The 25,849-nt window shown below is 53.2% G+C and carries 28 protein-coding genes and 3 tRNA genes; 10 read left to right on the forward strand and 21 right to left on the reverse strand.

What is annotated here, in order from left to right; translation table 11 throughout:
* Nucleotide 1 precedes the first annotated feature (1 nt).
* The 3 genes from modB to AAYN39_RS04545 form a co-directional block, all read right to left on the reverse strand.
* Nucleotides 2-691, reverse strand: a complete 690-nt coding sequence (gene modB / locus AAYN39_RS04535; RefSeq protein ID WP_000604026.1) for a molybdate ABC transporter permease subunit — start codon at nt 689-691, stop codon at nt 2-4.
* The gene (gene modA, locus AAYN39_RS04540; protein WP_000951413.1) at nt 691-1,464 is read right to left on the reverse strand and encodes a molybdate ABC transporter substrate-binding protein; all 774 of its coding nucleotides are present in this window, start codon (nt 1,462-1,464) and stop codon (nt 691-693) included. The genes modB and modA overlap by 1 nt, the downstream gene beginning before the upstream one ends.
* A gap of 166 nt (nt 1,465-1,630) precedes the next feature.
* A complete protein-coding gene (locus AAYN39_RS04545; RefSeq protein ID WP_000891513.1) occupies nt 1,631-1,780 on the reverse strand; it encodes an AcrZ family multidrug efflux pump-associated protein in 150 nt (49 codons plus the stop codon).
* 128 nt (nt 1,781-1,908) lie between these two features.
* On the opposite strand from AAYN39_RS04545, the gene modE reads away from it, so the two are divergent.
* The 8 genes from modE to gpmA all read left to right on the forward strand — a co-directional run bounded on the left by modE (nt 1,909) and on the right by gpmA (nt 10,776).
* A complete protein-coding gene (gene modE / locus AAYN39_RS04550; RefSeq protein WP_001147416.1) occupies nt 1,909-2,697 on the forward strand; it encodes a molybdenum-dependent transcriptional regulator in 789 nt (262 codons plus the stop codon).
* Between the two features lie 67 nt (nt 2,698-2,764).
* On the forward strand, nt 2,765-4,240 hold the full coding sequence (gene modF / locus AAYN39_RS04555) for a molybdate ABC transporter ATP-binding protein ModF (RefSeq protein WP_000096923.1): 1,476 nt from the start codon (nt 2,765-2,767) through the stop codon (nt 4,238-4,240).
* Between the two features lie 170 nt (nt 4,241-4,410).
* Nucleotides 4,411-5,319, forward strand: a complete 909-nt coding sequence (locus AAYN39_RS04560) for a DUF2167 domain-containing protein (RefSeq protein WP_000885529.1) — start codon at nt 4,411-4,413, stop codon at nt 5,317-5,319.
* A 222-nt stretch (nt 5,320-5,541) separates the two neighbouring features.
* The gene (gene galE, locus AAYN39_RS04565; RefSeq protein WP_001265456.1) at nt 5,542-6,558 is read left to right on the forward strand and encodes a UDP-glucose 4-epimerase GalE; all 1,017 of its coding nucleotides are present in this window, start codon (nt 5,542-5,544) and stop codon (nt 6,556-6,558) included.
* 10 nt (nt 6,559-6,568) lie between these two features.
* Nucleotides 6,569-7,615, forward strand: a complete 1,047-nt coding sequence (galT, locus tag AAYN39_RS04570; RefSeq protein ID WP_000187468.1) for a galactose-1-phosphate uridylyltransferase — start codon at nt 6,569-6,571, stop codon at nt 7,613-7,615.
* Between the two features lie 2 nt (nt 7,616-7,617).
* Complete coding sequence (galK, locus tag AAYN39_RS04575) at nt 7,618-8,766, forward strand: galactokinase (protein ID WP_001049364.1); 1,149 nt, start codon at nt 7,618-7,620, stop codon at nt 8,764-8,766.
* Nucleotides 8,760-9,800 carry a galactose-1-epimerase gene (gene galM / locus AAYN39_RS04580; protein ID WP_000931431.1) on the forward strand — a complete coding sequence of 347 codons (1,041 nt, stop codon included), beginning with the start codon at nt 8,760-8,762 and terminating at the stop codon, nt 9,798-9,800. The genes galK and galM overlap by 7 nt, the downstream gene beginning before the upstream one ends.
* Before the next feature lie 223 nt (nt 9,801-10,023).
* Entirely contained in the window at nt 10,024-10,776 is a 753-nt protein-coding gene (gene gpmA, locus AAYN39_RS04585; RefSeq protein ID WP_000301554.1) for a 2,3-diphosphoglycerate-dependent phosphoglycerate mutase, read from the forward strand.
* Between the two features lie 90 nt (nt 10,777-10,866).
* On the opposite strand, the gene AAYN39_RS04590 is transcribed toward gpmA, so the two are convergent.
* From AAYN39_RS04590 to aroG, 3 genes are all read right to left on the reverse strand, one after another.
* On the reverse strand, nt 10,867-11,643 hold the full coding sequence (locus AAYN39_RS04590; protein ID WP_001253471.1) for an ABC transporter ATP-binding protein: 777 nt from the start codon (nt 11,641-11,643) through the stop codon (nt 10,867-10,869).
* A complete protein-coding gene (locus AAYN39_RS04595) occupies nt 11,643-12,722 on the reverse strand; it encodes an iron ABC transporter permease (protein WP_000128344.1) in 1,080 nt (359 codons plus the stop codon). Before AAYN39_RS04595 ends, AAYN39_RS04590 begins: the two co-directional genes overlap by 1 nt.
* A 152-nt stretch (nt 12,723-12,874) precedes the next feature.
* On the reverse strand, nt 12,875-13,927 hold the full coding sequence (aroG, locus tag AAYN39_RS04600) for a 3-deoxy-7-phosphoheptulonate synthase AroG (RefSeq protein ID WP_001109233.1): 1,053 nt from the start codon (nt 13,925-13,927) through the stop codon (nt 12,875-12,877).
* A 319-nt stretch (nt 13,928-14,246) separates the two neighbouring features.
* On the opposite strand from aroG, the gene AAYN39_RS04605 reads away from it, so the two are divergent.
* Complete coding sequence (locus tag AAYN39_RS04605) at nt 14,247-14,633, forward strand: YbgS-like family protein (protein WP_000784380.1); 387 nt, start codon at nt 14,247-14,249, stop codon at nt 14,631-14,633.
* A 110-nt stretch (nt 14,634-14,743) separates the two neighbouring features.
* On the forward strand, nt 14,744-15,682 hold the full coding sequence (gene zitB, locus AAYN39_RS04610) for a CDF family zinc transporter ZitB (RefSeq protein ID WP_000951257.1): 939 nt from the start codon (nt 14,744-14,746) through the stop codon (nt 15,680-15,682).
* On the opposite strand, the gene pnuC is transcribed toward zitB, so the two are convergent.
* The 15 genes from pnuC to cydB form a co-directional block, all read right to left on the reverse strand.
* On the reverse strand, nt 15,679-16,398 hold the full coding sequence (gene pnuC, locus AAYN39_RS04615; RefSeq protein ID WP_000345378.1) for a nicotinamide riboside transporter PnuC: 720 nt from the start codon (nt 16,396-16,398) through the stop codon (nt 15,679-15,681). The genes zitB and pnuC overlap by 4 nt on opposite strands.
* Before the next feature lie 24 nt (nt 16,399-16,422).
* A complete protein-coding gene (gene nadA, locus AAYN39_RS04620; protein WP_000115355.1) occupies nt 16,423-17,466 on the reverse strand; it encodes a quinolinate synthase NadA in 1,044 nt (347 codons plus the stop codon).
* Between the two features lie 293 nt (nt 17,467-17,759).
* A tRNA-Lys gene (locus tag AAYN39_RS04625) sits at nt 17,760-17,835 on the reverse strand.
* 134 nt (nt 17,836-17,969) lie between these two features.
* Nucleotides 17,970-18,045, reverse strand: a tRNA-Lys gene (locus AAYN39_RS04630).
* A 145-nt stretch (nt 18,046-18,190) separates the two neighbouring features.
* Nucleotides 18,191-18,263: transfer RNA gene (locus AAYN39_RS04635), tRNA-Lys, on the reverse strand.
* Between the two features lie 164 nt (nt 18,264-18,427).
* The gene (gene cpoB / locus AAYN39_RS04640) at nt 18,428-19,216 is read right to left on the reverse strand and encodes a cell division protein CpoB (protein WP_000097547.1); all 789 of its coding nucleotides are present in this window, start codon (nt 19,214-19,216) and stop codon (nt 18,428-18,430) included.
* A gap of 9 nt (nt 19,217-19,225) precedes the next feature.
* A complete protein-coding gene (gene pal / locus AAYN39_RS04645; RefSeq protein ID WP_001176621.1) occupies nt 19,226-19,750 on the reverse strand; it encodes a peptidoglycan-associated lipoprotein Pal in 525 nt (174 codons plus the stop codon).
* A 34-nt stretch (nt 19,751-19,784) separates the two neighbouring features.
* The gene (tolB, locus tag AAYN39_RS04650) at nt 19,785-21,077 is read right to left on the reverse strand and encodes a Tol-Pal system beta propeller repeat protein TolB (RefSeq protein WP_010989131.1); all 1,293 of its coding nucleotides are present in this window, start codon (nt 21,075-21,077) and stop codon (nt 19,785-19,787) included.
* Between the two features lie 123 nt (nt 21,078-21,200).
* On the reverse strand, nt 21,201-22,331 hold the full coding sequence (gene tolA, locus AAYN39_RS04655; protein ID WP_000030559.1) for a cell envelope integrity protein TolA: 1,131 nt from the start codon (nt 22,329-22,331) through the stop codon (nt 21,201-21,203).
* Between the two features lie 64 nt (nt 22,332-22,395).
* On the reverse strand, nt 22,396-22,824 hold the full coding sequence (gene tolR / locus AAYN39_RS04660) for a colicin uptake protein TolR (protein WP_000124676.1): 429 nt from the start codon (nt 22,822-22,824) through the stop codon (nt 22,396-22,398).
* A 3-nt stretch (nt 22,825-22,827) separates the two neighbouring features.
* Nucleotides 22,828-23,520, reverse strand: a complete 693-nt coding sequence (tolQ, locus tag AAYN39_RS04665) for a Tol-Pal system protein TolQ (RefSeq protein ID WP_000131318.1) — start codon at nt 23,518-23,520, stop codon at nt 22,828-22,830.
* Nucleotides 23,517-23,921, reverse strand: a complete 405-nt coding sequence (ybgC, locus tag AAYN39_RS04670) for a tol-pal system-associated acyl-CoA thioesterase (protein ID WP_001046241.1) — start codon at nt 23,919-23,921, stop codon at nt 23,517-23,519. The genes tolQ and ybgC overlap by 4 nt, the downstream gene beginning before the upstream one ends.
* A 228-nt stretch (nt 23,922-24,149) precedes the next feature.
* Nucleotides 24,150-24,431 carry a cyd operon protein YbgE gene (gene ybgE / locus AAYN39_RS04675; RefSeq protein WP_000875303.1) on the reverse strand — a complete coding sequence of 94 codons (282 nt, stop codon included), beginning with the start codon at nt 24,429-24,431 and terminating at the stop codon, nt 24,150-24,152.
* A 136-nt stretch (nt 24,432-24,567) separates the two neighbouring features.
* The gene (gene cydX, locus AAYN39_RS04680; RefSeq protein ID WP_000270278.1) at nt 24,568-24,681 is read right to left on the reverse strand and encodes a cytochrome bd-I oxidase subunit CydX; all 114 of its coding nucleotides are present in this window, start codon (nt 24,679-24,681) and stop codon (nt 24,568-24,570) included.
* Nucleotides 24,682-24,695: 14 nt separating this feature from the next.
* Nucleotides 24,696-25,835 (reverse strand): cytochrome d ubiquinol oxidase subunit II, encoded by a 1,140-nt coding sequence (cydB, locus tag AAYN39_RS04685; protein WP_000568258.1) that lies wholly within the window; start codon nt 25,833-25,835, stop codon nt 24,696-24,698.
* Nucleotides 25,836-25,849 lie beyond the last annotated feature (14 nt).

Raw genomic sequence — 25,849 nt, forward strand, 5'->3', positions numbered from 1 at the left:
GTTAGCGCCCCGTCCGTTCACGGCTAATCCGCGCCAGCCATTCAGAAATCAACAGCGAAATCAGCGCTAATACAATCGAAATCACGCACAGCCTCGCCGCCGCGCTCTCCCCGCCCGGCGTCTGGATCAAGGTATACATGGCGGAAGGTATGGTGCGGGTTTCGCCCGGAATATTGGAAACAAAGGTAATGGTCGCGCCAAATTCGCCAAGCGAACGGGCAAACGCCAGCACCGTACCAACAATAATACCCGGCAGGGTAAGCGGTAAGGTGATAGTCAGAAAAACGCGCCAGCGCCCGGCGCCCAGCGTTCTGGCGGCCTGTTCAAGCTTGATATCCACCCCCTCCAGCGCCAGCCGAATGGCCCGCACCATCAGCGGGAAGGACATCACCGCCGCCGCCAGCACGGCGCCGCGCCAGCTAAAGGCAAACGTGAGACCGAACCAGTCATACAGCCACTGGCCAATAAACCCGCGTCGCCCCATCGACACCAGCAGCAGATAGCCGACCACCACCGGCGGCAGCACCAGCGGCAGATGCAGGACACTATCAAGTAAGGCTTTGCCCGGAAACCGGCATCGCACCAGTAACCAGGCAAAAAAGATCCCAAACGGCAGGCTAAACAGCACGGCCAGGGAAGACACTTTCAGGCTAAGAAGGACAGCCTGCCATTCTGGATCGGTCAGTATCATTACTTCGTCGTAAATCCATAACGTTTAAAGATTGCCGAGGCCTGCGGTCCTTTCAGGTAATCATAGAACGCGCTGACGGCCGCATTTTTATGCCCCTCCACGATAGCGATGGGGTATTCCACTTTTTTATGTGAATCTTCCGGGAACGTCGCCACCACGTTGACCCCCTTGCTGGCGACCGCATCAGAACCGTATACAATGCCTAAAGGCGCTTCGTTACGTTCGACCAACGCCAACGCACCGCGCACATCCTCGCCCGGCGCCAGTTTCGGTTCAAGCGTTTGCCATGCGCCCAGCTTTTGCAGCGCTTCTTTGGCATAAATTCCCGCCGGTACGTGTTGCGGATCGCCCACCGCCAGACGCCCGCCGTTCAGCAGATGAATCCAGTCCGTTTTGTTGTCGATGGTAAACGGTTTCTGCTCGCTGGCTTTCGGCGCTACCACTACCAGGCTATTGCCAAGCAATGTTTCGCGCGTCGTGGTATCCACCGCTTTTTTATCGGCTGCGTAATCCATCCATTTCTGATCAGCAGAGATGAACAGGTCCGCCGGCGCGCCCGCTTCTATCTGGCGCGCCAGCGTTGAAGAGGAGGCGAATGAGGAGACCACATCCACATTTTTCTCTTTTTTATATTCTGCCGCAATGTCTTGCATCGCGTTCGTTAGCGACGCGGCGGCGAATACGGTGATCTTGCCTTCATCCGCCAGCGCATGACCAGCGATGACGAAAGATAATGTCGCCCCTGCGACCAGGCGTAACCAGGAATGCGCCATCTGTAACTCCTTGTGCGTTTCGTTATGTAAACAACAATATAACGATAATCTCAGGGGTTTCCCAGCGGTTATTCATACCCATTAACGATTAAACACAGAAAATATCGGCAGGAAAAGCAGGATCTTGAGTAACAAAAACGCCCGACTGAGCGGGCGTTTGGGGAAATCAGCGGTTCTGTCTGGACTGGTCTTTCTGACCGATACCGGAAAAAATGTTGAACACCTCACCCAGACCGTAAATCAGACCGAGGATGATGGCCATCACTACCGGTACCATGATGACGGCGAATACCAGACTTTTTAATAACTCTAACATGGGCAACTCCAGATATAGTCCTTTTTGTATTTTAACCGCATCACACAGAAAAGCACTCCCCTTTTGTGCGGTCGGCTTTGCGCTGACGCGCTTTTCAGTCACAATAGTCTTTTTACTAGGAGCTGGTTATGCAGGCCGAAATCCTTCTTACCCTGAAACTTCAGCAAAAGCTTTTTGCCGATCCCCGACGTATCTCTCTGCTGAAACACATTGCGCTTTCCGGCTCGATTAGTCAGGGCGCGAAAGACGCGGGAATCAGCTATAAGAGCGCCTGGGATGCGATAAACGACATGAACCAGCTTAGCGAACATATGCTGGTTGAACGCGCAACGGGCGGCAAAGGCGGCGGCGGCGCGGTATTAACCCGCTATGGTCAGCGTCTGATCCAGCTTTACGATTTGCTGGGCCAAATTCAGCAAAAAGCGTTCGATGTGTTAAGCGACGATGACGCCCTGCCGCTTGACAGTCTGCTGGCCGCTATCTCCCGCTTTTCACTGCAAACCAGCGCCCGAAATCAGTGGTTCGGCACCATTACCGCCCGCGATCGCGATCAGGTGCAACAGCATGTCGACGTGCTGCTGGCCGACGGCAAAACGCGGCTCAAAGTCGCGCTGACGGCGCAAAGCGGCGAGCGTCTCGGCCTGGAGGAGGGAAAAGAAGTGCTGATCCTGCTAAAAGCGCCGTGGGTTGGCATTACCCGGGATGCAGCCGTTGCGCGCGCAGCTGACAATCAGTTGTCGGGAACGATCAGCCATATCGAGCGCGGCGCGGAACAGTGTGAAGTGTTGATGGCGCTGCCGGACGGCCAGACGCTGTGCGCCACGATACCGACTGCGGATGCCGCCACGTTAAAGGAAGGCGATGACGTGATTGCCTGGTTTAATGCGGACAGAGTGATTATTGCAACGTTGTGCTAAGCACATTGACATCCGTTGCCGAAAGACGTATCCCTGTCATTCATCGCTGCAAAAAATGGGATGCAAAATGTCATCGTTGCAAATTTCGCAAGGCACGTTTCGTCTGAGCGATACAAAAACACTTCATCTGGATTCGCTGACGCTCAATGCGGGCGATAGCTGGGCATTCGTTGGGGCTAACGGGAGCGGGAAGTCGGCGCTCGCCCGCGCGCTGGCGGGTGAACTGCCATTATTAACAGGCGAGCGCCAGTGTCAGTTTACCCGCATTACCCGTCTGTCCTTTGAACAATTGCAAAAGCTGGTCAGCGATGAGTGGCAACGTAATAACACCGATATGCTCAGTCCTGGCGAAGACGATACCGGGCGCACTACCGCGGAAATTATTCAGGATGATGTTCACCATCCTGCCCGCTATGCGATGCTGGCGCAGCAGTTTGGCATTTCCGCTTTACTCAACAGGCGTTTTAAATACCTTTCTACCGGCGAGACGCGAAAAGCGCTGCTGTGTCAGGCGCTGATGTCTGAGCCGGAGTTATTAATCCTTGATGAACCGTTCGACGGACTTGACGTGACCGCCCGTCAACAACTGGCACAACGCCTGACGGCGTTGAACCAGGCGGGTATGACCCTGGCGCTGGTACTCAACCGTTTTGATGAGATCCCGGACTTCGTGCAGTTTGCCGGCGTGCTTGCCGACTGTACGCTGGCGGAGACCGGAACGACGGCAGAGTTACTGCAACGGGCGTTGGTCGCTCAACTCGCGCACAGCGAGCGTCTGACCGACGTACAATTACCCGAACCGGACGAACCTTCCGCCCGCCATGCGTTACCCGATGGCGAACCACGGATCGTACTTAACGATGGCGTAGTCTCGTATAACGATCGCCCTATCCTCCACCACCTAAGCTGGCGAGTCAATCCGGGCGAACACTGGCAGATCGTCGGTCCTAACGGAGCGGGTAAGTCTACGTTGCTTAGCCTTATTACTGGCGATCATCCGCAAGGCTACAGCAACGATCTTACGCTGTTCGGGCGGCGGCGAGGAAGCGGCGAAACAATCTGGGATATCAAAAAACATATCGGCTACGTCAGCAGCAGTTTACATCTGGATTACCGCGTCAGTACCACGGTACGCAATGTCATTCTCTCCGGCTATTTCGATTCTATCGGCATTTACCAGGCCGTTTCAGACAGGCAACGAAAACTGGCGCAACAGTGGCTGGATATTCTGGGAATCGATAAGCGTACGGCGGATGCCCCCTTCCACAGTCTCTCTTGGGGACAGCAGCGGCTGGCGCTAATCGTGCGCGCGCTGGTTAAACATCCGACAGTGTTGATTCTGGATGAGCCGCTGCAAGGGTTGGACCCGCTGAACCGCCAACTGGTACGCCGTTTTGTGGATGTATTAATTCGCCAGGGAGAGACTCAACTGCTGTTCGTTTCCCATCATGCAGAGGATGCGCCTGCCTGTATTACCCACCGGCTGGAATTTGTACCAGAGGGCGAACGTTATAAGTACGTTTCCGGACGATGCAATAATTAAATGTATTATCAGAATGGCGCCGCGCGCCATTCTGGAACCACTCTCCTTTTATTAAGAATAATAATAACGGTCGATAAGCTTACTATCTCTTGAATCGCTGACCGCCTCATTGTCATAATAATCCTGAAATTTTCGACAATGATGTCGTATGTGAATACAAGGGATTCATTATGGCTTTTCGTTTTCCACAAATAATACTATTTTTACTGGCAGCCATGTTATTTTGCCCCAGCAGTTATGCTGAGCAAAAGCCGACCGCTGCGCAGGAAGCGCGTAAAACCGCCGTTGAGGTCGCTGTTGAAGGCATGAGTCGCGCCGCCGTTGCGGGTCCGACAAAGATTAGTTTAGGTGATAAAGCCACGCTTAATCTACCGGAAGGATTTACCTGGATACCCGCAAAAGAAGCGGCGGTATTTATGCGTGAAATTGGTAACTATGTTGACGATGAATATTTTTACGGTCTCGTATTTAAAAAGGAAATGAATGGATTTATTTCTATCGAATATGATGATTCTGGTTATGTAAAAGATGATGATGCAAAAAACTGGGATGCCGATGAATTAATGGATAACCTGCGCAAAGGCACAAAAGAAGCGAATAAAGATCGTATTGCAAAAGGCATTGAGCCGATAGAAATTATTGGCTGGATCGAGAAGCCTACCTACGATGCAACCAATCATCGTCTGATCTGGTCCGCCGCCATCCAGGATATCGGCACCAACGAACCACTGAATGAACAAGGCGTGAACTACAACACCTATCTGCTGGGACGTGAAGGTTATTTTTCTTTAAATCTGGTGACCGACAGAGGTTCTGTTGACCACGAAATCCCTCTGGCGAAAAGAATTCTCAGTTCCGTCAAGTTCAACGCTGGACAACGCTACGCTGACTTCAACGAATCAACGGACAAAATAGCGGAGTATGAGCTCGCCGCGCTGATTGGCGGTATCGCGGCCAAGAAAGTAGGACTGCTTGCTATGCTCGGTATCGCGTTACTTAAATTCTGGAAAGTGACCGCCATCGGCGTCGTCGCTGTCGGGGCGCTCGCCAGGAAGCTACTCTCGCGTAAAAAAGACTGACAGCTCCTGCCCCGTCCGTTTCATTCCCAGGCGCGTAACGCGCCTTTTTTTCGGATAAAAAGCAGAAGCATTCTCAAGTCAGATGATTTGTAATCATTTAATTGATATAAATGCGTAAAATCACCAGCGTGTAAACGATTCCACTAATTTATTACATGTCACACTTTTCGCATCTTTGTTATGCTATGGTTATTCCATACCATAGGCTTAACGGAGCGAATTATGAGAGTATTGGTTACAGGTGGTAGCGGTTACATTGGAAGTCATACCTGCGTACAATTGCTGCAAAATGGTCATGACGTCGTCATCCTCGATAACCTCTGCAACAGCAAGCGCAGCGTGCTGCCCGTTATTGAACGTCTGGGCGGTAAGCACCCGACCTTTGTCGAAGGCGATATTCGCAACGAAGCGCTTATAACCGAAATTCTGCACGATCACGCGATTGATACCGTGATTCACTTTGCCGGCCTGAAAGCCGTCGGCGAATCGGTCGCCAAGCCGCTGGAGTACTATGACAACAACGTCAACGGTACGCTGCGGTTGGTCAGCGCCATGCGTGCGGCCAACGTTAAAAACCTTATTTTTAGCTCCTCTGCCACCGTTTATGGCGATCAGCCCAAAATTCCTTACGTCGAAAGTTTTCCTACCGGCACGCCGCAAAGCCCCTACGGCAAAAGTAAATTGATGGTAGAACAGATCCTCACCGATCTGCAAAAAGCCCAGCCGGAGTGGAGTATTGCGCTGCTGCGTTATTTCAATCCGGTCGGCGCGCACCCGTCGGGCGACATGGGAGAAGATCCGCAAGGTATTCCGAATAACCTGATGCCCTATATCGCCCAGGTCGCCGTGGGTCGTCGCGAATCGCTCGCCGTTTTCGGCAACGATTACCCGACCGAGGATGGCACCGGCGTACGCGATTACATTCACGTTATGGACTTAGCCGACGGGCACGTCGTGGCGATGGAAAAACTGGCGGACAAATCCGGCGTACATATTTATAACCTCGGCGCGGGTGTCGGCAGTAGCGTCCTGGATGTGGTCAACGCCTTTAGTAAAGCCTGCGGTAAACCCATTAATTACCACTTCGCGCCGCGTCGCGACGGCGATCTCCCGGCGTATTGGGCGGATGCCAGCAAAGCCGATCGCGAGCTGAACTGGCGCGTCACCCGCACGCTTGACGAAATGGCGCAGGACACTTGGCACTGGCAGTCACGCCATCCGCAGGGATACTCAGATTAAGGACGTTGTTATGACCCCATTTAATCCCATCGATCATCCGCATCGCCGTTATAACCCGCTTACCGGCCAGTGGGTTCTGGTTTCGCCGCATCGCGCAAAACGCCCCTGGCAGGGGGCGCAGGAAACGCCGTCTCAGCAAATGCTGCCGGCCCACGATCCGGACTGCTTCTTGTGTGCGGGCAATACGCGTGTCACCGGCGATAAAAATCCCGATTACAAAGGGACTTACGTCTTTACTAACGATTTCGCGGCGCTGATGGCCGATACGCCGGATGCGCCGGACAGCCACGATCCGCTGATGCGCTGTCAGAGCGCGCGCGGCACCAGCCGCGTGATCTGCTTTTCTCCCGATCACAGTAAAACGCTGCCGGAGTTGAGCCTGCCCGCGCTGACGGAAATCGTCAGAACCTGGCAAACGCAGACCGCCGAGTTAGGCAAAACCTATCCGTGGGTGCAGGTCTTTGAAAATAAAGGCGCGGCGATGGGCTGTTCGAACCCGCATCCGCATGGACAGGTCTGGGCCAACAGCTTCCTGCCGAATGAGGCCGAACGCGAAGATCGTTTACAAAAAGCCTATTTCGCCGAACAGCGTCCGCCAATGCTGGTAGATTATGTCCAGCGAGAACTGGCGGACGGCAGCCGCACCGTGGTCGAAACCGAACACTGGCTGGCGGTGGTGCCTTACTGGGCGGCGTGGCCGTTCGAAACGCTACTGTTACCCAAAACGCATGTCCTGCGCATTACCGATTTAAGCGACGAGCAGCGCGACTCTCTGGCGCTGGCGTTGAAAAAGCTGACCAGTCGTTATGACAACCTGTTTCAGTGTTCCTTCCCCTACTCAATGGGCTGGCACGGCGCGCCGTTTAACGGTGAAGAAAACGCACACTGGCAGTTGCACGCGCACTTTTATCCGCCGCTGCTGCGCTCTGCGACCGTCCGTAAATTTATGGTCGGCTATGAAATGCTGGCGGAAACCCAGCGTGATTTAACCGCAGAACAAGCGGCTGAACGCCTGCGCGCGGTCAGCGACATCCATTTTCGCGAATCCGGAGTATAAAAATGAATCTGAAAGAGAAAACGCGCGCGCTGTTTGCTGAAATTTTCGGCTACCCTGCTACCCACACGATTCAGGCGCCAGGCCGCGTCAATCTGATCGGCGAGCACACTGATTACAATGATGGTTTTGTTCTGCCCTGCGCTATCGATTACCAGACCGTAATTAGCTGTGCGCCGCGCGACGATCGTACCGTACGGGTGATTGCCGCCGATTACGACAATCAGGTGGACGAATTTTCACTGGATGCGCCGATCGTGACCCACGATAGCCAGCAGTGGTCTAACTATGTGCGCGGCGTAGTGAAACACCTGCAACAGCGTAACAACGCGTTTGGCGGCGTGGATATGGTCATCAGCGGCAATGTGCCGCAGGGCGCCGGGTTAAGCTCCTCCGCTTCGCTGGAAGTGGCGGTGGGCACCGTCTTCCAGCAGCTTTATCACCTGCCGCTGGACGGCGCGCAAATTGCGCTCAACGGACAAGAGGCCGAGAACCAGTTTGTCGGCTGTAACTGCGGCATTATGGATCAGCTCATCTCTGCGCTCGGCAAAAAAGATCATGCGTTGCTGATTGATTGCCGTACGCTCGGCGCCAAAGCGGTTTCTATGCCGAAAGGCGTCGCCGTGGTGATCATCAACAGTAACTTTAAGCGCACTCTGGTGGGCAGCGAGTATAATACCCGCCGTGAACAGTGCGAAACCGGCGCCCGTTTCTTCCAGCAGCCGGCCCTGCGCGATGTCAGCCTTGAGGCGTTCAATGCCGTCGCCAGCGAACTGGACCCGGTAGTCGCAAAACGCGTTCGCCATGTATTGAGCGAAAATGCGCGCACCGTTGAAGCGGCAAGCGCGCTGGAGAAAGGTGATTTGCAACGTATGGGCCAACTGATGGCGGAGTCCCATGCCTCAATGCGCGATGATTTCGAAATTACCGTCCCGCAGATAGACACGCTGGTAGACATTGTCAAAGCGACCATCGGCGATCAAGGCGGCGTGCGCATGACCGGCGGCGGCTTTGGCGGCTGTGTTGTCGCGCTGATCCCGGAAGATCTGGTTCCCGCTGTGCAGCAGGCCGTTGCGCAACAGTACGAAGCGAAAACCGGAATCAAAGAAACCTTTTATGTATGCAAACCGTCACAAGGAGCAGGACAGTGCTAAATGAAACGCCCGCACTGGCCCCCGATGGTCAACCGTACCGCCTGCTAACCCTGCGCAACAGCGCAGGGATGGTGGTAACGCTGATGGACTGGGGAGCCACTCTTCTTTCCGCCCGTATTCCGCTGTCTGACGGCAGCGTTCGGGAAGCATTGCTGGGCTGCGCCAGCCCGGAACACTACCCTGAACAGACGTCATTCCTCGGCGCCTCTATTGGCCGTTACGCGAACCGTATCGCCAATAGCCGCTATACGTTTGCCGGCGAAACCGTACAGTTAAGCCCAAGCCAGGGCGAGAACCAGCTACACGGCGGACCGGAAGGCTTTGACAAGCGCCGCTGGCAAATTGTGAACCAAAACGATCGCCAGGTATTATTCGCGCTCACCTCTGATGACGGCGACCAGGGCTTTCCTGGCCATCTTTGCGCCACGGCGCAATATCGTCTGACCGATGACAATAGAATCTCCATCACCTACCGGGCGACGGTCGATAAACCCTGTCCGGTGAATTTGACCAACCACGTCTATTTTAATCTGGACGGCGATCGGACCGACGTGCGCCAACATAAGCTGCAAATTCTGGCGGATGAGTATCTGCCGGTAGATGAATCCGGTATTCCACGCCAGGGGCTAAAATCGGTAGCCAATACCTCGTTTGACTTCCGGATGCCAAAAGTCATTGCCAGCGAGTTTCTCGCCGATGACGATCAGCGCAAGGTTAAAAGCTACGATCATGCTTTCCTGCTACAGACGCAGGGTGATGGCAAAAAGCCGGCGGCCCGTCTGTGGTCACAGGATGGAAAGCTACAAATGATGGTTTACACCACCGCCCCGGCGCTACAGTTTTATTCCGGCAATTATCTGGCGGGTACACCTTCCCGCGGACCGGAACCTTATGCCGACTGGCAAGGGCTGGCGCTGGAAAGCGAACTGCTGCCGGACAGCCCGAATCATCCTGAATGGCCGCAGCCTGACTGTATCCTTCGCCCTGGCGAGGAGTACGCCAGCCTGACCGAGTATCAGTTTATTCCGTTCTAACGATATGCCGCTACATGCCCGATGACGCAAGCTTATCGGGCCTACGCGCCATTGCCCTGCTCAAACCTCCACCACTTAAAGACAAAATCGCAACTCTGAGTTCACAAGAACCTTACACTGCGCCACTATTTTCGCTATGGTTATGCGTAAGCATTGCCGCCAACACCTCGCGGCAATATAATGAGAATTATTATCATTACATATGATTTATAGGAGTGAGAGTATGGCTGTAACTAAGCTGGTTCTGGTACGTCACGGTGAAAGTCAATGGAACAAAGAGAACCGTTTCACCGGCTGGTATGATGTTGACCTGTCTGAAAAAGGCGTAAGCGAAGCAAAAGCAGCGGGTAAACTGCTAAAAGAAGAAGGTTTCAGCTTTGATTTTGCCTACACTTCCGTACTGAAACGCGCTATCCATACGCTGTGGAACGTACTGGATGAACTGGATCAGGCGTGGCTGCCGGTGGAAAAATCCTGGAAACTCAATGAACGTCACTATGGCGCGTTGCAAGGGCTGAATAAAGCGGAAACGGCAGAAAAATATGGTGACGAGCAGGTTAAGCAGTGGCGCCGCGGTTTTGCCGTGACGCCGCCGGAACTGACCAAAGATGATGAGCGTTATCCGGGTCACGATCCACGTTATGCCAAACTGAGCGAGAAAGAGCTGCCGTTGACCGAAAGTCTGGCGCTGACCATCGACCGCGTTATTCCTTACTGGAACGACACCATCCTGCCGCGTATGAAGAGCGGTGAGCGCGTGATCATCGCCGCTCACGGTAACTCATTGCGTGCGCTGGTGAAATACCTGGATAACATGAGTGAAGATGAGATTCTTGAGTTAAACATCCCGACCGGCGTGCCGCTGGTGTATGAGTTCGACGAAAACTTCAAGCCGATCAAACATTACTATCTGGGTAACGCTGACGAAATCGCCGCGAAAGCGGCTGCCGTGGCGAATCAGGGTAAAGCGAAGTAATCACCTTTGCCGGATGGCGGTATAACTGCCTTATCCGGCCTACGAGCAATGGGTAGGCCGGATAAGCGCAGCGCCATCAGGCAATATGTCTTAAACAGCGATCACGCCGTCCAGCACCACCTGCAATTTCCCCTGCGAACAGCGCTCCACGCGTCCTCGTACCCGGTACACTTCAGCCAGACGCTCCGCAGTAATCACCGTCTCCGGCGCGCCGCTGGCGACCAGCCTGCCGTCTTTTAGCATCAGGACATGGTCACCATGACGCAGGGCAATATTAATGTCATGCGCCACGACTATCGTCACCCTATTTTGCGCCTGGGTATCCCGACGCACGAGATCCATTACGTGAAACTGATAGTTTAAATCCAGCGCGCTGAGCGGCTCATCCAGCAACAGAAGTTCAGGGCGACGAATCAGCGATTGCGCCAGACCCACTAACTGCCGCTGACCGCCGGAAAGCTGGTCGAGATACTGCAACGCCAGATGCGTTATGCCCAATTGCTCAAGGATAGCCAGTATCTGCGCTCTGCCCTGCGCATTGTCTCTGCCGCCTGATGCCCGCAGTACCACGATAATCGACTCCAGTACATGCAGATGTACGCCCTGCGGTAATGACTGCGGCAAAAACACAACTTTCTGCGCCCGCTCGGCAAACGATAACGACATGAGATCTTCGCCATCAAGCAGCGCCTCGCCGTCGACGTTATTCAGCCCGGCCAGCGAACGTAGTAACGTCGATTTACCACAGCCGTTCGGCCCCAGCAAAATGGTAATTTTCCCGCGCGGCAGTAAGGGAACGTTGAGATCTGCAATAACCGGCTGAGTGGAATAGCCGGCGCTAAATGAGCGGAGCATTAACCTGCGCATCAGAGACTCCCCCGATGTCGCAATACAATGCTTAAAAAGAACGGAACCCCGACCAGCGAGGTGACAATCCCCACCGGCACCATGACGCCCGGAATACTATTTTTCGCCGCAATAGAGGCCAGCGATAACACCAGCCCGCCTATCAGCACGCTGCCCGGAAGGTAGAAACGGTGATCTTCCCCCAACAGTATTCGCGCAATGTGCGGCGCAACGAGACCAATAAAACCAATCGGCCCGACGAAAGCTACCGCCAGCGCTGATAACAAGCTGATACGCAACAATGACAGCAGGCGTAAACGGCGGACATGAACCCCAAAGCTCATCGCCCTCTCTTCGCCCAGACGTAATGCCGTGAGTTGCCAGGCGCTTCGTAACGCGCAAAAAAGCACAGCAATAAACACCACGGCCAGTACGCCCAATTTTTCCCACGACGCGCGGACCAGGCTCCCCATCGTCCAGAATACCAGCCCCTGCAGCGTATCTTCATCAGCCACAAACTGCATAATGGCGACCAACGCGTTAAAGGTGAATACCAGCGCAATACCGAACAACACCACTCCGGATGCGGCGACGCCTGTCCAACGGGTAATACCGTCCAGGAGTAACGCGGATAAAAGCGCAAAGATGAACGCATTGGCCGGGATAAACCAGGCGGCAGGAATACCGGGAATACCGATCCCCAACACAATCGCCAGCGCAGCGCCAAAAGCCGCCGCGGACGATACGCCAAGGGTAAACGGCGTCGCCAGCGGATTATTTAAAATGGTTTGCATTTCGGCGCCCGCTAACCCTAACGCCATGCCCACCAGTAGGGCCATCAGGGCATAGGGTAAGCGGATATCCCAGACAATAACGTGTATGCCCGCATTCACCTTTTCCGGCTGGAAAAGCGCCTGCCACAGCGCACTGAGCGGTAAACCAGAAGACCCACAGGTTACATCCACCATCAGTGAAACCATCATCGCCAGCGCAATAGCTGACATGAGCACGGCCCGTTTGCGTATGATCTGGCGATAGCGCGGAATGACGGGCGTGGAAGCGAGACCGGGGGCTAAAAGTGATTTGTCCTGACAGGTCATGGTTCGAGCGACGTTATTAATCAGAAGAGAATTATAGCGCCGAATTATTTCGTTATATATTTATTTATATTTCGATTGATGACACGGTGGGCTATCTCATCGGTTTCCAGTAAAAAACCGGCCTTGCGGGCCGGTTTAAGACGTAATGAAGATTAACCTCGACGGGCTTTTACCGCTGCCGACAACTGACGAAGCAGCGCATCGGTATCTTCCCAGCCAATACAGGCGTCAGTAATGCTTTTACCGTAGGTCAGCGGCTGACCGCTTTCCAGACTCTGGTTTCCTTCTACCAGATGACTCTCTACCATCACGCCAATAATCGCTTTTTCACCGCCCGCTATCTGCTGACAGACATCGGCGCAAACCTCCATCTGCTTTTGAAATTGCTTACAGGAGTTGGCATGGCTGAAATCGATCATGACCTGCGGCGTCAGTCCCGCTTTGATGAGGCCTTCTTTCACCTCAGCAACATGTTGCGCGCTATAGTTTGGCGCTTTACCGCCGCGCAGAATGATATGGCAGTCGCCGTTGCCGCTGGTATTCACAATCGCCGAATGACCCCATTTAGTGACGGAGAGGAAGCAATGCGGCGCGCCGGCGGCGTTGATGGCGTCAATGGCGACTTTAATCGTGCCATCAGTACCATTTTTAAAACCGACCGGACAAGAGAGGCCAGACGCCAGTTCGCGATGAACCTGGGATTCAGTAGTCCGTGCGCCAATGGCGCCCCAGCTCATCAGATCGGCCAGATATTGCGGCGTGATCATATCGAGGAATTCGCCGGCGGCAGGCAGGCCGCTGTCGTTAATATCCAGCAGCAGTTTGCGCGCAATACGCAGACCGTCGTTAATCTGGAAGCTGTTATCCATGTGCGGATCGTTAATCAGCCCTTTCCAGCCGACGGTAGTACGCGGTTTCTCAAAATAGACGCGCATGACAATTTCAAGCTCGCCTTGAAGCTCATCGCGTAGCGCCAGCAAACGGGCGGCATACTCTTTCGCCGCTGCCGGATCATGAATTGAACAAGGACCGATCACCACCAGCAGACGATCGTCATTGCCTTTGAGAATTTTATGGATGGCTTTGCGTGCGTGAGCAACGGTATTTGCTGCATTTTCCGTGGCGGGAAACTTTTCCAGCAGCGCGACCGGAGGTAATAACTCGTTGATTTCTTTAATGCGTAAATCGTCATTCTGATAATTCATGTTTATTCCAATGTTGCCGTACTTATCCCAATGAATGCAATCCCTCCAATCTATCTCTTCAATTAAATAGTGTAAACGGGCTTTTACACTTTGAACGGAATAATCCTGGAATTCAGGAAAAAAACGCACAAATGTAGCGGAAAATGGGATCTAACCTACACTTTTTAACTGTAACCACTCTGTTTATGAATTATTGCAAGATTCTCTGCTGCGTTAACCCGCGGCGGCGAACGCTTTTTATCCCTTATTTGAGGATTTGACTGACACGTGCACTGTTGGAAGAGGTTATCCGACATATCCACCATAACAGGAGCATCTTATGAAAATGACAAAACTGACTACGCTTTTACTCACCGCTACCCTCGGCCTTGCCAGCGGCGCAGCGTTAGCTGCTGAATCTAACGCGCAGTCCAGTAATGGCCAGGCGAACTCGGCGGCAAATGCCGGTCAGGTTGCCCCGGACGCCCGCCAGAATGTGGCGCCGAATGATGTGAATAACAACGACATCAATACCAACGGCAATACTAACAGCACGATGCAGCATCCTGACGGTTCAACCATGAATCATGACGGAATGACCAAGGATGAAGAGCATAAAAATACCATGTGTAAAGATGGTCGCTGCCCGGATATTAATAAAAAAGTGGAAACCGGTAATGGCGTCAATAATGACGTGAATACCAAAACCGACGGTACCACGCAGTAATTCAGAAAAAAGTCTGATAACGGGAGAGCTTTCGCTCTCCTTTTTATTTTGTCAGCGAAAAATCAGTATGATATCTACAGTATTGATGAGAATAACAAAGGAATGACGTTATGGCGCACTCACACTCTCATGCCGATTCACACCTGCCGAAAGATAATAATGCTCGTCGCCTGCTTTTCGCCTTTATCGTCACTGCCGGATTTATGCTCCTTGAGGTGGTGGGCGGGATACTCTCCGGCTCTCTGGCGTTGTTGGCGGATGCGGGACATATGCTCACCGACGCGGCGGCTCTTCTCTTTGCGCTGCTGGTGGTTCAATTTTCCCGTCGCCCCCCGACTGTTCGCCACACTTTTGGCTGGCTAAGACTCACCACACTGGCGGCCTTTGTGAATGCCATTGCGTTGGTGGTCATTACCCTTCTCATTGTCTGGGAAGCGATAGAGCGCTTTTACACGCCACGTCCGGTGGCGGGCAATCTGATGATGGTGATTGCGGTCGCGGGTCTGCTGGCGAACCTGTTTGCGTTCTGGATACTCCATCGGGGAAGCGATGAAAAAAACCTGAACGTGCGCGCTGCCGCGCTACATGTGATGGGCGATTTGCTGGGTTCCGTCGGCGCAATAGTCGCCGCGTTGATCATTATCTGGACGGGCTGGACGCCAGCGGACCCGATTCTCTCTATTCTGGTTTCGGTACTGGTACTACGCAGCGCCTGGCGTTTGTTAAAAGATAGCGTCAACGAATTGCTGGAAGGCGCGCCGGTTTCACTGGATATTAATGCCTTACAGCGCCATTTAAGCCGGGAAATCCCCGAAGTCCGCAACGTACACCATGTGCATGTCTGGATGGTCGGCGAAAAACCAGTCATGACATTGCACGCTCAGGTCATTCCGCCACACGACCATGATGCGCTGCTGGAACGTATCCAGGATTTCCTGATGCACGAATACCATATTGCGCACGCTACGATTCAAATGGAGTATCAAATGTGTCACGGCCCGGACTGTCACCTGAATCAGACGCCATCCGGGCATGTTCATCACCATTAACGGGAAAGCGCGCGCGATCCTCGCTCCCGCGCGCTGTTTATCCACAGGCGACTACCGTTCACGGCGATAAATGTCAGGATCAGATATTCCAGCGACATCGCATAGACGCCCTGCAAAGCAAAAATCACCACACTGATTACGTTGATTATCACCCACAGGAGCCAGTTTTCGACATATTTGCGTGTCATCAAAATCATCGCCACGATAGACAGCACCATCATGCAAGAGTCCCAGAACGGGAAAGCGTCCGGTTGCAGTACAGGCATTGTCACCTGTAACCCCAGCATCTGCATAATGGCGACGGCCACGCGCGTCAGGACGGCGAATACGGGATCGATATATCGCGTCATCAAACCGATAGCTATCACACATATCGCCAGCCATGCCATTGCTTTTGGCAACGGCAGCCAGCGTATTTTAAGCTCGGCCTCATTATCCTTTGTTTGCCGCGACCACGCATACCAGCCATAAATATTGGCGGCAAAGAAAAAGAGTTGCAGCAACAGGCTGGCATAAAGCTGGATCTGAAAGAAAATAATCGCAAACAGGGTGACGTTAACCAGTCCAAAAAAGTAGTTGCTGATATTCTCCAGACTGGCAAGCCAAATACAGAGCAGGCCGGCGATGGTTCCTACCGCTTCGATCCATGAGAGATCGTACCCGCCAGCGCCAATCGGAATATGAATCAGTATGTTGTGCGTACTAAAAAAATCCATTCTCTCCCCCAAAGATTTCCGTCTTTACACCCGAAGTGTAGCCGCAAAATCCAGCATCCGGTTGAGGGGAAGTAATGCGCTCTCGCGTAGCGCCGCATCAACCTGTATTTCATGCGCCGCGCCTCCCTGCTCCAGCCCTTCAGCAATGGCTTTCAGGCCGTTCATCGCCATCCACGGACAATGCGCGCAGCTGCGACAGGTTGCCCCTTCGCCCGCCGTTGGTGCTTCAAGCAACTCTTTATCCGGAACCGCCTGCTGCATTTTGTAGAAGATGCCGCGATCGGTCGCGACGATAAGCTGTCTGTGCGGCAGCGTTTTTGCCGCCTTAATAAGCTGACTGGTGGAGCCCACCGCATCGGCCATCTCGACAATGGACCGCGGCGATTCAGGGTGAACCAGAATAGCGGCATCGGGATAGATTTTTTTTAAACGGGTCAACGCCTGGGTTTTAAACTCGTCATGCACGATACACGCCCCTTGCCAACACAGTACATCGGCCCTGGTCTGTTTTTGCACGTAATTCCCCAGGTGTCTGTCCGGCGCCCAGATAATTTTTTCCCCCAAACTATCCAGATGCTCAATCAGTTCTACGGCGATACTGGAGGTCACAACCCAGTCCGCACGCGCTTTAACAGCAGCCGAGGTGTTAGCATAGACCACTACGGTTCTGTCAGGGTGCGCATCACAAAAAGCGCTAAATTCGTCTATTGGGCAGCCTAAATCCAGCGAACATTCCGCCGCCAGCGTAGGCATAAGAACGTTTTTTTCCGGGCTGAGGATTTTGGCGGTTTCCCCCATAAACCGTACGCCCGCTACCAGTAACGTGGATGCGGCGTGCTTCGCGCCGAAACGGGCCATTTCCAGCGAGTCGGAAATACAGCCGCCGGTTTCTTCTGCTAACTGTTGAATTTCCGGATCGGTGTAGTAGTGCGCCACCATGACGGCATTGCGCTCTTTGAGCAAACGCTTGATTTTCTCACGATAAAATTGCTTTTCATCGTCGTTCAACGGCGTTGGTTTCGGCGGGAACGGGTAGATTGCGGCTTGTGAGTCAAACATTACGCTCATCGTGGCTTCTCGTTTTACTGACTTAACGAAACAACCGAATGAAAGCGTAATAAACGCCACAATCGGTCAATTTGTTTTATATGCTAAACAAGATAGCTGATTCAATAAGGAAAGTCACAATAATTACGTAGTCCGTATCTGATGGCGGCGTAACGTCTTATCTGGCCTACGTGAGCGGTGCCGTCTGTAGGCCTGATAAGCGCAGCGCATCAGGCAAGACCCGAACCTGCGGCAGGTTCGAATCTTCCATATCGCAGATAGCAAAAAAGCGCCTTTAGGGCGCTTTTTTACATTGGTGGGTCGTGCAGGATTCGAACCTGCGACCAATTGATTAAAAGTCAACTGCTCTACCAACTGAGCTAACGACCCCTTGGATAAGGGTTACTGCTTCAATCATTCAGGATGGTGGGTCGTGCAGGATGACTCGGCTTCGCCTCGCCCTTCGGGCCGTTGCTAAAGCAACATTATCCTTCACGTTCTCTACCAGTTACCACCTTGTATATTGGTGGGTCGTGCAGGATTCGAACCTGCGACCAATTGATTAAAAGTCAACTGCTCTACCAACTGAGCTAACGACCCATACGGGTGCTGCCTGAAAGATTTTACTCGGACCATCTAAAGATGGTGGGTCGTGCAGGATGACTCGGCTTCGCCTCGCCCTACGGGCCGTTGCTGACGCAACGTTATCCTTCACGTTCAACATCTGAGTTTGATGTTAAATTAGTGGGTCGTGCAGGATTCGAACCTGCGACCAATTGATTAAAAGTCAACTGCTCTACCAACTGAGCTAACGACCCACTTTTACGTTGCTTTCGAGTTGTTTAATATCCCGTGGCAACGGCGGCATATATTACTGATTTCAGATTTGAGCGCAACAAAAATTTCGACGCAGAGGGCTCAACTGCTTAGGAATCGCACGACGCGACCAGAAAAAAGGCGTTTTCTGGTCGCATGGTACGCATTACATCGCGTTAAGACGCTTCTGCGCCTGTTTCGCGCCATCAGTGCCAGGATATTTGTTAATCACCTGCTGATAAACCGCTTTCGCTTTTGCCGTATCACCTTTGTCCTGCATGATAACGCCAACTTTGTACATCGCGTCCGCAGCCTTCGGCGACTTAGGATAGTTTTTTACTACCGAGGCGAAATAATAGGCGGCGTCATCTTTTTTACCCTTGTTGTAATTCAACTGGCCCAGCCAATAATTGGCGTTCGGCTGATAAGTAGAATCAGGGTATTTCTTGATGAAGTTCTGAAACGCCACAATCGCATCATCCTGGCGAGACTTATCCTGCACCAGCGCAATTGCCGCATTGTAATCGGTATTCGCATCGCCACTTTGTACCGGCGCCCCTGAGGTTGCCGTACCGGCATCCGGAGCGGGGGTCGCAGCGGTTGCCGCCCCGCTCTGGTCGCCAGCTGCTGGCTGCGCTGCGCCGCCATTATTTAAACTCCCCAGCTGCAGCATAATTTGCTTCTGGCGCTCCATCACCTGATTCAGTTGATACTGATTTTCCTGGATTTGGCCGCGCAAAGAATCGATATCAGACTGATTATCGGAGAGCTGCTGCTGAAGTTGGGTTAAAAGCTGGCTGTGAGCGTTAGAGATACGCTCAAGTTGAGTGACGCGGTCTTCGACCGAGCCTGAGCCGACACTACTGATTGGCGCCTGAGCAAAAGCGGCCCAGGGGGCCGCTATGCCAACCAGTAACGACAGACTCAACAGGTGATGTCTGAAGTTACTGCTCATGCAATTCTCTTAGTAAACCAGTACAGCGCGACGGTTCTTAGCGTAAGCCGCTTCGTCGTGGCCCAGTACGGCAGGTTTTTCTTTACCGTAAGAAACGATGGAGATCTGGTCAGCGGAAACGCCTTTACCCTGCAGGTACATTTTAACGGCGTTAGCACGACGTTCGCCCAGGGAGATGTTGTACTCCGGAGTACCGCGTTCGTCCGCGTGACCTTCTACGGTGACTTTGTAAGACGGGTTGCTACGCAGGAAGTTAGCGTGCGCATCCAGCATTGCCGCGAAGTCAGAACGGATATCGTACTTGTCGAGATCGAAGTAAACGATGTTGTTCTGCTGCAGCTGCTGCATCTGCAGACGCGCTTGCTCTTCAGATGACATGTTGCCGTTGCCGTTAGCGTCCATACCAGTGCCGGCGCCGTTCAGCATGCCGCCTTCGCTACCGTCATTGCTGGCGTTCTTGTTGGAAGAACATGCCGCGATTGCCATAACAGGCAGGGCAATCATCAGGCCCTTCAGCACTTTGTTCAGTTGCATTTCTTTAATTCCTTTAGTAATCAATTAATTATTATCACAGATACGGCGACCAGGCAGGCGATTTCACCTGACCATCAGTTGCCGGAAGACGCGCTTTGAAACGCCCATCTGTAGAAACCAAATTCAGCACAGATCCCATCCCCTGAGAAGAGCTGTAGATTACCATCGTGCCGTTAGGTGCCAGACTTGGCGTTTCATCCAGGAACGTTGACGACAGAACCTGTACGCCACCCGTCACCAGATCTTGTTTGGCAATGTGCTGCTGCCCGTTATTTGAGCTTACCATTACCATAAATTTACCGTCGCTGCTGACATCCGCATCCTGGTTTTGCGAACCTTCCCAGGTAATACGCTGCGCCGCACCGCCGTTAATGTTCATTTTATACACTTGCGGACGTCCAGCCTGGTCAGAAGTAAAGGCCAGAGTCTGGCTGTCCGGGAACCAGGTCGGCTCCGTATTGTTGCTACGCCCGTCCGTTATCTGACGAATCTGACCGGAGGCGAGATCCATAACGTACAGGTTCAGACTTCCGGTTTTCGATAACGCGAACGCCAGTTTCGTCCCATCCGGCGAGAAGGCCGGCGCGCCGTTGTGACGCGGGAAGGACGCAACCTGACGCACTGCGCCGTTTGCCAGCGTCTGGATAACCAGCGCGGAGCGACCGCTTTCAAAAGTCACGTAAGCCAGTTTTGAGCCGTCCGGAGACCACGCCGGAGACATCAACGGCTGCGGAGAACGGTGCACTACGAACTGATTGTAGCCATCGTAATCCGACACACGCAGTTCATACGGGAACTGACCGCCGTTAGTCTGTACCACATAGGCGATACGAGTACGGAACGCGCCCTTAATGCCCGTCAGTTTTTCAAAGACTTCGTCACTGGCGGTGTGGCCTGCATAACGCAGCCACTGCTTGTTCACTTTATAGGAGTTTTGCGCCAGTACAGTCCCCGGCGCACCGCCAGTGTCAACCAGCTGATAAGCAACATTGTACGAACCGTCCGGATTCGGCGTGACCAGTCCAACGATGACGGCATCAATACCCAGCGCAGACCATGCGGTAGGCTGAACTTCCTGAGCGGTGGCTGGCTGCTGCGGCAGTCGGGACCGGTCTAACGGATTAAATTTACCGCTATTGCGTAAATCTGCCGCCACGATGCCGCCGATATCTTCAGGCGCAGCGCCCGGCCCGGCCCATTTAAAAGGCACAACGCCAATCGGTCGCGCCGAGTCCACCCCCTGGGTGATCTCGATACGGACTTCTGCGTGCAGCACTGCCGCCCACAGCATCAGAAAACCAAATGCTACTCGTAATGCCTGCTTCATCATATCTCCCATACCTGGGCCTGCGACCCACGATAATTTAGCAGAATGTTAACAAACTCAAATACACAAAACCACCAGGACCAGTAACAACTCAACCGCTCCAACTTCCATAAAGAAAAGTATCTACAGTTTAAAGTCTAGTTTGGCATCCTTTATTTTCTCATAAACAGCCTGGCTTGGCGGTTTAGGAATTTTCGCGGTTTTTGTCGCCATTAACGCCGCCTGACAAAGCGCCGGATCGCCGCCCTCAGACGTAATGCTTTTTAATGAGCCATCCGGCGCCAGGCTAATATGCAAGACACATTGTTTGCCCTGATACAGGCTCGCATCATACAGACGGCTCTGAATGGCGACCTGAATCTGTTTCGCGTAGGCGCTGATATCAGCGCCTGTCGTCCCACCGTTAGCGCCCGATGTACCGCTATCTTTCGATGGCTGACCATTCCCTTTCGCGCCGCCGCCGGTTTTCGGCGCATTCTTACCCGAGCTGAGATCGCCAAGCAGATCGTCGACGCCTTCTGCGGCGGCCGCTTTTTCGGCAGCCGCTTTCTTCTTAGCGTCCGCCGCTGCTTTCGCCGCCGCGGCATCCGCTTTCTTCTTCGCCTCCGCCGCCGCTTTCGCCGCCTCGGCATCCGCTTTCTTCTTAGCGTCCGCCGCTGCCTTCGCCGCTTCGGCCTCCGCTTTCTTCTTCGCCTCCGCCGCTGCTTTCGCCGCTTCGGCCTCTGCTTTCTTCTTCGCGTCCGCCGCCGCTTTCGCCGCCTCGGCCTCTGCTTTCTTCTTCGCGTCCGCCGCCGCTTTCGCCGCCTCGGCCTCCGCTTTCTTCTTCGCGTCCGCCGCCGCTTTCGCCGCTTCTTCGGCCTGTTGCTGCTGTTGCGCCAGTTTTGCCGCTTCTTCAGCCTGCTTTTGCTGCTCCTGAGCCGCTAAACGTTCTTTCTCAAGTTGTTTCAACCGCTCCTGTTCAGCAGCCTGCTTCTGCTGCAGCTCCTCTGCTTGCTGCTGTTGCAGCTTTTTACGCTCTTCTTCCGCGCCTCTGGCACTGGCCTGTTGATCCTGCTGACGGTTGTACTGCTGCACAACGGCGCCAGGATCGACCATCACCGCGTCGATAGCGGAACCGCCGCCGCCGCCGGCAGAAGCCTCTATATGCTCATCAAACGAACTCCAGATCAGCACTGCAAATAAGATGATATGCAGCACGGCTGAAATAATTATCGCCCGTTTGAGCTTGTCGTTTTGTTCGGTTGCCTTTGACACTCTCGGTTCCCAAAAAACTGTTCGCCTGTTACTCGCCGTCTTTCAAGCCAACGGGACGCAGACTTCAGATTGGCTGCGTCATTAAGCCAACCGATTTTACGCCCGCGCTGTGTAACAAGTTCAGCGCTTTAATTATTTCATCGTACGGCACCTCTTTCGCGCCGCCGATTAAAAAGACTGTTTTCGGATTAGCCTGCAGATGACGCTTTACTTCTGCGATCACCTGTTCAGACGGCAGTTGATCCATTCGATCTTTATCAACCACTACGCTGTATTGCCCTACTCCGGAAACCTCAATAATGACCGGCGGATCGTCGTTACTACTGACCGCCTGCGACTGATTCGCCTCCGGTAAGTCGACTTCCACGCTCTGGGTAATGATCGGCGCGGTTGCCATAAAGATCAGCAGCAGCACCAACAGTACGTCGAGTAGCGGTACGATATTGATTTCGGACTTAAGTTCGCGACGACCTCGTCCACGCGTTCTGGCCATGGCTTACCCCTTGTTGCTTTCGCTTACGGTAAACGCTTGGCGGTGCAGAATCGCGGTAAACTCTTCCATAAAGTTGTCGTAATTCAGTTCCAGCTTGTTCACGCGCTGATTCAGTCGGTTGTAAGCCATAACCGCAGGGATAGCGGCAAACAGACCAATCGCCGTGGCAATCAATGCTTCGGCAATACCCGGCGCAACCATTTGCAGAGTCGCCTGTTTCACCGCACCCAGGGCGATAAACGCATGCATAATCCCCCATACGGTGCCAAACAGACCGATATAAGGACTGATAGAGCCTACCGTGCCAAGAAACGGGATATGCGTTTCCAGCGTTTCCAGCTCTCGGTTCATGGAGATGCGCATCGCACGCGACGCCCCCTCTACCACTGCCTCCGGCGCATGGCTGTTGGCGCGATGGAGCCGGACAAACTCTTTGAACCCGCTATAAAAGATTTGTTCCGAGCCCGACAGACTATCGCGTCTCCCCTGGCTTTCCTGGTACAGACGCGATAGTTCGATTCCGGACCAGAATTTATCTTCAAACGCTTCCGCCTCACGCGCAGCGGCGTTCAGGATACGCGTTCGCTGGATAATGATGGCCCAGGATGCTATTGAAAAACCAATCAAAATCAACATGATAAGTTTAACTAGAAGGCTTGCCTTCAGGAACAAATCAAGGATATTCATGTCAGTCACTGCTTAAACTCCGCGACAATAGACTTAGGAAGCGCACGAGGCTTCATTTTGAGTGGATCAACGAAAACAATCAGAACCTCTGCTTCATTTAGCAGCGTGTTCTCTGCGTTGACAATGCGTTGCGTGAAAACCAAAGCGGTGCCACGCATTGACGTAATTTCTGTTTGAACTTCAAGCATATCGTCGAGCCGCGCAGGCGCATAGTATTCCAGCGTCATCTTGCGCACCACAAAGGCGACCCGCTCCGCCAGCAGCACCTGTTGGCTGAAGTGATGGTGACGCAGCATCTCCGTGCGCGCTCTTTCATAAAAAGCGACATAGCTGGCGTGATAAACCACACCGCCGGCGTCCGTGTCTTCGTAATAAACTCGAATTGGCCATCGAAACATATACTTATTCATCCCTGCAGCCTCTTTGTTGGCGTCATCCGCTTGCCGCCGTAATGCCTCAAGAATGCCGTTGTATATCGCCTTGTATTCACTTTACATCCCGGTAATGCAACAAAAGTAGAGCTTTTAAACGTTGCTACTATACGCGTAGGAATGAGGCTTGGGAATGGGGGGAAGTTAAGGGAGAGTAAAAATATATGGGCTTATGCAAGCCCCTATATTTTTAAGGAGGTTTCTTATTCACAAGAAGAAGAAAATCAGGCCGACGATAAGGACGATATCCGCAAGGAGCGGACAAAAAATCCCTTGCCAGTGTACGGATTCAGGGCGAAAACCCACGCCGTGGATTATGCCTGCGCAAACCGCCCACATCAGCAATAATCCGTGCCAGATTTCAAGCGTGCTGGTCCTGGCGGCAAACCGTAACGGGTCCCAGAACATACATCCTGCCAGCACTATCGCCATCACGAAGGAAAGCGCCCTTAAGAGGCGCTTGTCCATTACCGCATAAATATACTTCATCCTCTAAGCTGCCTCTTTGTTGGCTGCGGCTGCTCACCCCAGTCACTTACTGATGTAAGCTCCTGGGGATTCGCAGCCTTGCCGCCGCGATGCAACTTAAATGATTTTGTATATTGCATAGCGACAATATGAATCATTAGCTTTCTTCTTGACCGGTTTTACCCGCTTCAACGTGCTCAAGCGCCAGGGCGGTAATGATCCCGAATGCACAGGCAAGAAGCGTTCCCAGAATCCATGCGAAATACCACATTTTAAGCTCCTTACTTAGTACAGAGAGTGGGTGTTGCTTTCAATATGTTCTTTAGTGATACGACCGAACATTTTCCAGTAACACCAGCTGGTGTAGATCAGAATAATCGGTACGAACACCGCCGCAACCCAGGTCATCAGGTTCAGCGTCATCTGGCTGGATGTCGCATCCCACATGGTCAGACTGGCATTCATCATCGTGCTGGACGGCATCACAAATGGGAACATAGCGATACCCGCCGTCAGAATAATGCAGGCCAACGTCAGCGAAGAGAACAGGAATGCCCACGCGCCTTTCTCCATACGGGAAGTCAGGATAGTCAGCAGCGGCAGAACCACGCCCAGAGCCGGAACCAACCACAGGATCGGAGCATTATTAAAGTTCACTAGCCAGGCGCCGGCTTCGCGCGCCACTTCTTTAGTCAGCGGGTTAGAGGCAGCATGATGATCAATCGCGGATGTCACGACATAACCATCAATACCATACATTACCCAAACGCCCGCCAGCGCAAAGCACACTAATGTCACCAGCGCCGCAATCTGCGAGGTGGCGCGCGCGCGCAGGTGCAGTTCGCCAACGGTACGCATTTGCAGGTAAGTCGCCCCCTGCGTGATGATCATCCCTACGCTTACGATACCCGCCAGCAGACCAAACGGGTTCAGCAACTGGAAGAAGTTACCGGTATAGTACAGACGCAGATACTCATCCACATGGAACGGTACGCCCTGCAACAGGTTGCCAAAGGCCACGCCAATCACCAGCGGCGGCACAAAGCTACCGATGAACACGCCCCAGTCCCACATGTTGCGCCAGCGCGGGTCTTCAATCTTGGAACGGTAATCAAAACCGACCGGACGGAAGAACAAAGACGCCAGCACCAGGATCATCGCCACATAGAAACCGGAGAACGCCGCGGCGTAAACCATCGGCCAGGCAGCAAACAACGCGCCGCCCGCGGTGATCAACCACACCTGGTTACCGTCCCAGTGCGGGGCGATAGAGTTAATCATAATTCGACGTTCGGTATCGTTACGACCGAGGAAACGGGTGAGCATCCCCACCCCCATGTCGAACCCATCGGTGACGGCGAAACCAATTAGCAAAATGCCAACCAGCAGCCACCAGATAAAACGTAGTACTTCATAATCGATCATTTGACGACTCCTGT

The organism is Salmonella sp. K21076 (assembly GCF_039650795.1).
In the GTDB taxonomy this organism is placed as follows: domain Bacteria; phylum Pseudomonadota; class Gammaproteobacteria; order Enterobacterales; family Enterobacteriaceae; genus Salmonella; species Salmonella enterica.

What these genes read in the sequence shown, in the direction of transcription:
- pal (WP_001176621.1), bottom strand. Translation starts at nt 19,750, where the DNA reads ATGCAACTGAACAAAGTGCTGAAGGGCCTGATGATTGCCCTGCCTGTT.
- cpoB (WP_000097547.1), bottom strand. Translation starts at nt 19,216, where the DNA reads ATGAGCAGTAACTTCAGACATCACCTGTTGAGTCTGTCGTTACTGGTT.
- AAYN39_RS04605 (WP_000784380.1), top strand. Translation starts at nt 14,247, where the DNA reads ATGAAAATGACAAAACTGACTACGCTTTTACTCACCGCTACCCTCGGC.
- tolB (WP_010989131.1), bottom strand. Translation starts at nt 21,077, where the DNA reads ATGAAGCAGGCATTACGAGTAGCATTTGGTTTTCTGATGCTGTGGGCG.
- ybgC (WP_001046241.1), bottom strand. Translation starts at nt 23,921, where the DNA reads ATGAATAAGTATATGTTTCGATGGCCAATTCGAGTTTATTACGAAGAC.
- ybgE (WP_000875303.1), bottom strand. Translation starts at nt 24,431, where the DNA reads ATGAAGTATATTTATGCGGTAATGGACAAGCGCCTCTTAAGGGCGCTT.
- aroG (WP_001109233.1), bottom strand. Translation starts at nt 13,927, where the DNA reads ATGAATTATCAGAATGACGATTTACGCATTAAAGAAATCAACGAGTTA.
- pnuC (WP_000345378.1), bottom strand. Translation starts at nt 16,398, where the DNA reads ATGGATTTTTTTAGTACGCACAACATACTGATTCATATTCCGATTGGC.
- modF (WP_000096923.1), top strand. Translation starts at nt 2,765, where the DNA reads ATGTCATCGTTGCAAATTTCGCAAGGCACGTTTCGTCTGAGCGATACA.
- zitB (WP_000951257.1), top strand. Translation starts at nt 14,744, where the DNA reads ATGGCGCACTCACACTCTCATGCCGATTCACACCTGCCGAAAGATAAT.
- galK (WP_001049364.1), top strand. Translation starts at nt 7,618, where the DNA reads ATGAATCTGAAAGAGAAAACGCGCGCGCTGTTTGCTGAAATTTTCGGC.
- tolR (WP_000124676.1), bottom strand. Translation starts at nt 22,824, where the DNA reads ATGGCCAGAACGCGTGGACGAGGTCGTCGCGAACTTAAGTCCGAAATC.
- cydB (WP_000568258.1), bottom strand. Translation starts at nt 25,835, where the DNA reads ATGATCGATTATGAAGTACTACGTTTTATCTGGTGGCTGCTGGTTGGC.
- AAYN39_RS04545 (WP_000891513.1), bottom strand. Translation starts at nt 1,780, where the DNA reads ATGTTAGAGTTATTAAAAAGTCTGGTATTCGCCGTCATCATGGTACCG.
- nadA (WP_000115355.1), bottom strand. Translation starts at nt 17,466, where the DNA reads ATGAGCGTAATGTTTGACTCACAAGCCGCAATCTACCCGTTCCCGCCG.
- gpmA (WP_000301554.1), top strand. Translation starts at nt 10,024, where the DNA reads ATGGCTGTAACTAAGCTGGTTCTGGTACGTCACGGTGAAAGTCAATGG.
- AAYN39_RS04595 (WP_000128344.1), bottom strand. Translation starts at nt 12,722, where the DNA reads ATGACCTGTCAGGACAAATCACTTTTAGCCCCCGGTCTCGCTTCCACG.
- AAYN39_RS04560 (WP_000885529.1), top strand. Translation starts at nt 4,411, where the DNA reads ATGGCTTTTCGTTTTCCACAAATAATACTATTTTTACTGGCAGCCATG.
- modE (WP_001147416.1), top strand. Translation starts at nt 1,909, where the DNA reads ATGCAGGCCGAAATCCTTCTTACCCTGAAACTTCAGCAAAAGCTTTTT.
- modA (WP_000951413.1), bottom strand. Translation starts at nt 1,464, where the DNA reads ATGGCGCATTCCTGGTTACGCCTGGTCGCAGGGGCGACATTATCTTTC.
- cydX (WP_000270278.1), bottom strand. Translation starts at nt 24,681, where the DNA reads ATGTGGTATTTCGCATGGATTCTGGGAACGCTTCTTGCCTGTGCATTC.
- AAYN39_RS04590 (WP_001253471.1), bottom strand. Translation starts at nt 11,643, where the DNA reads ATGCGCAGGTTAATGCTCCGCTCATTTAGCGCCGGCTATTCCACTCAG.
- galT (WP_000187468.1), top strand. Translation starts at nt 6,569, where the DNA reads ATGACCCCATTTAATCCCATCGATCATCCGCATCGCCGTTATAACCCG.
- galE (WP_001265456.1), top strand. Translation starts at nt 5,542, where the DNA reads ATGAGAGTATTGGTTACAGGTGGTAGCGGTTACATTGGAAGTCATACC.
- modB (WP_000604026.1), bottom strand. Translation starts at nt 691, where the DNA reads ATGATACTGACCGATCCAGAATGGCAGGCTGTCCTTCTTAGCCTGAAA.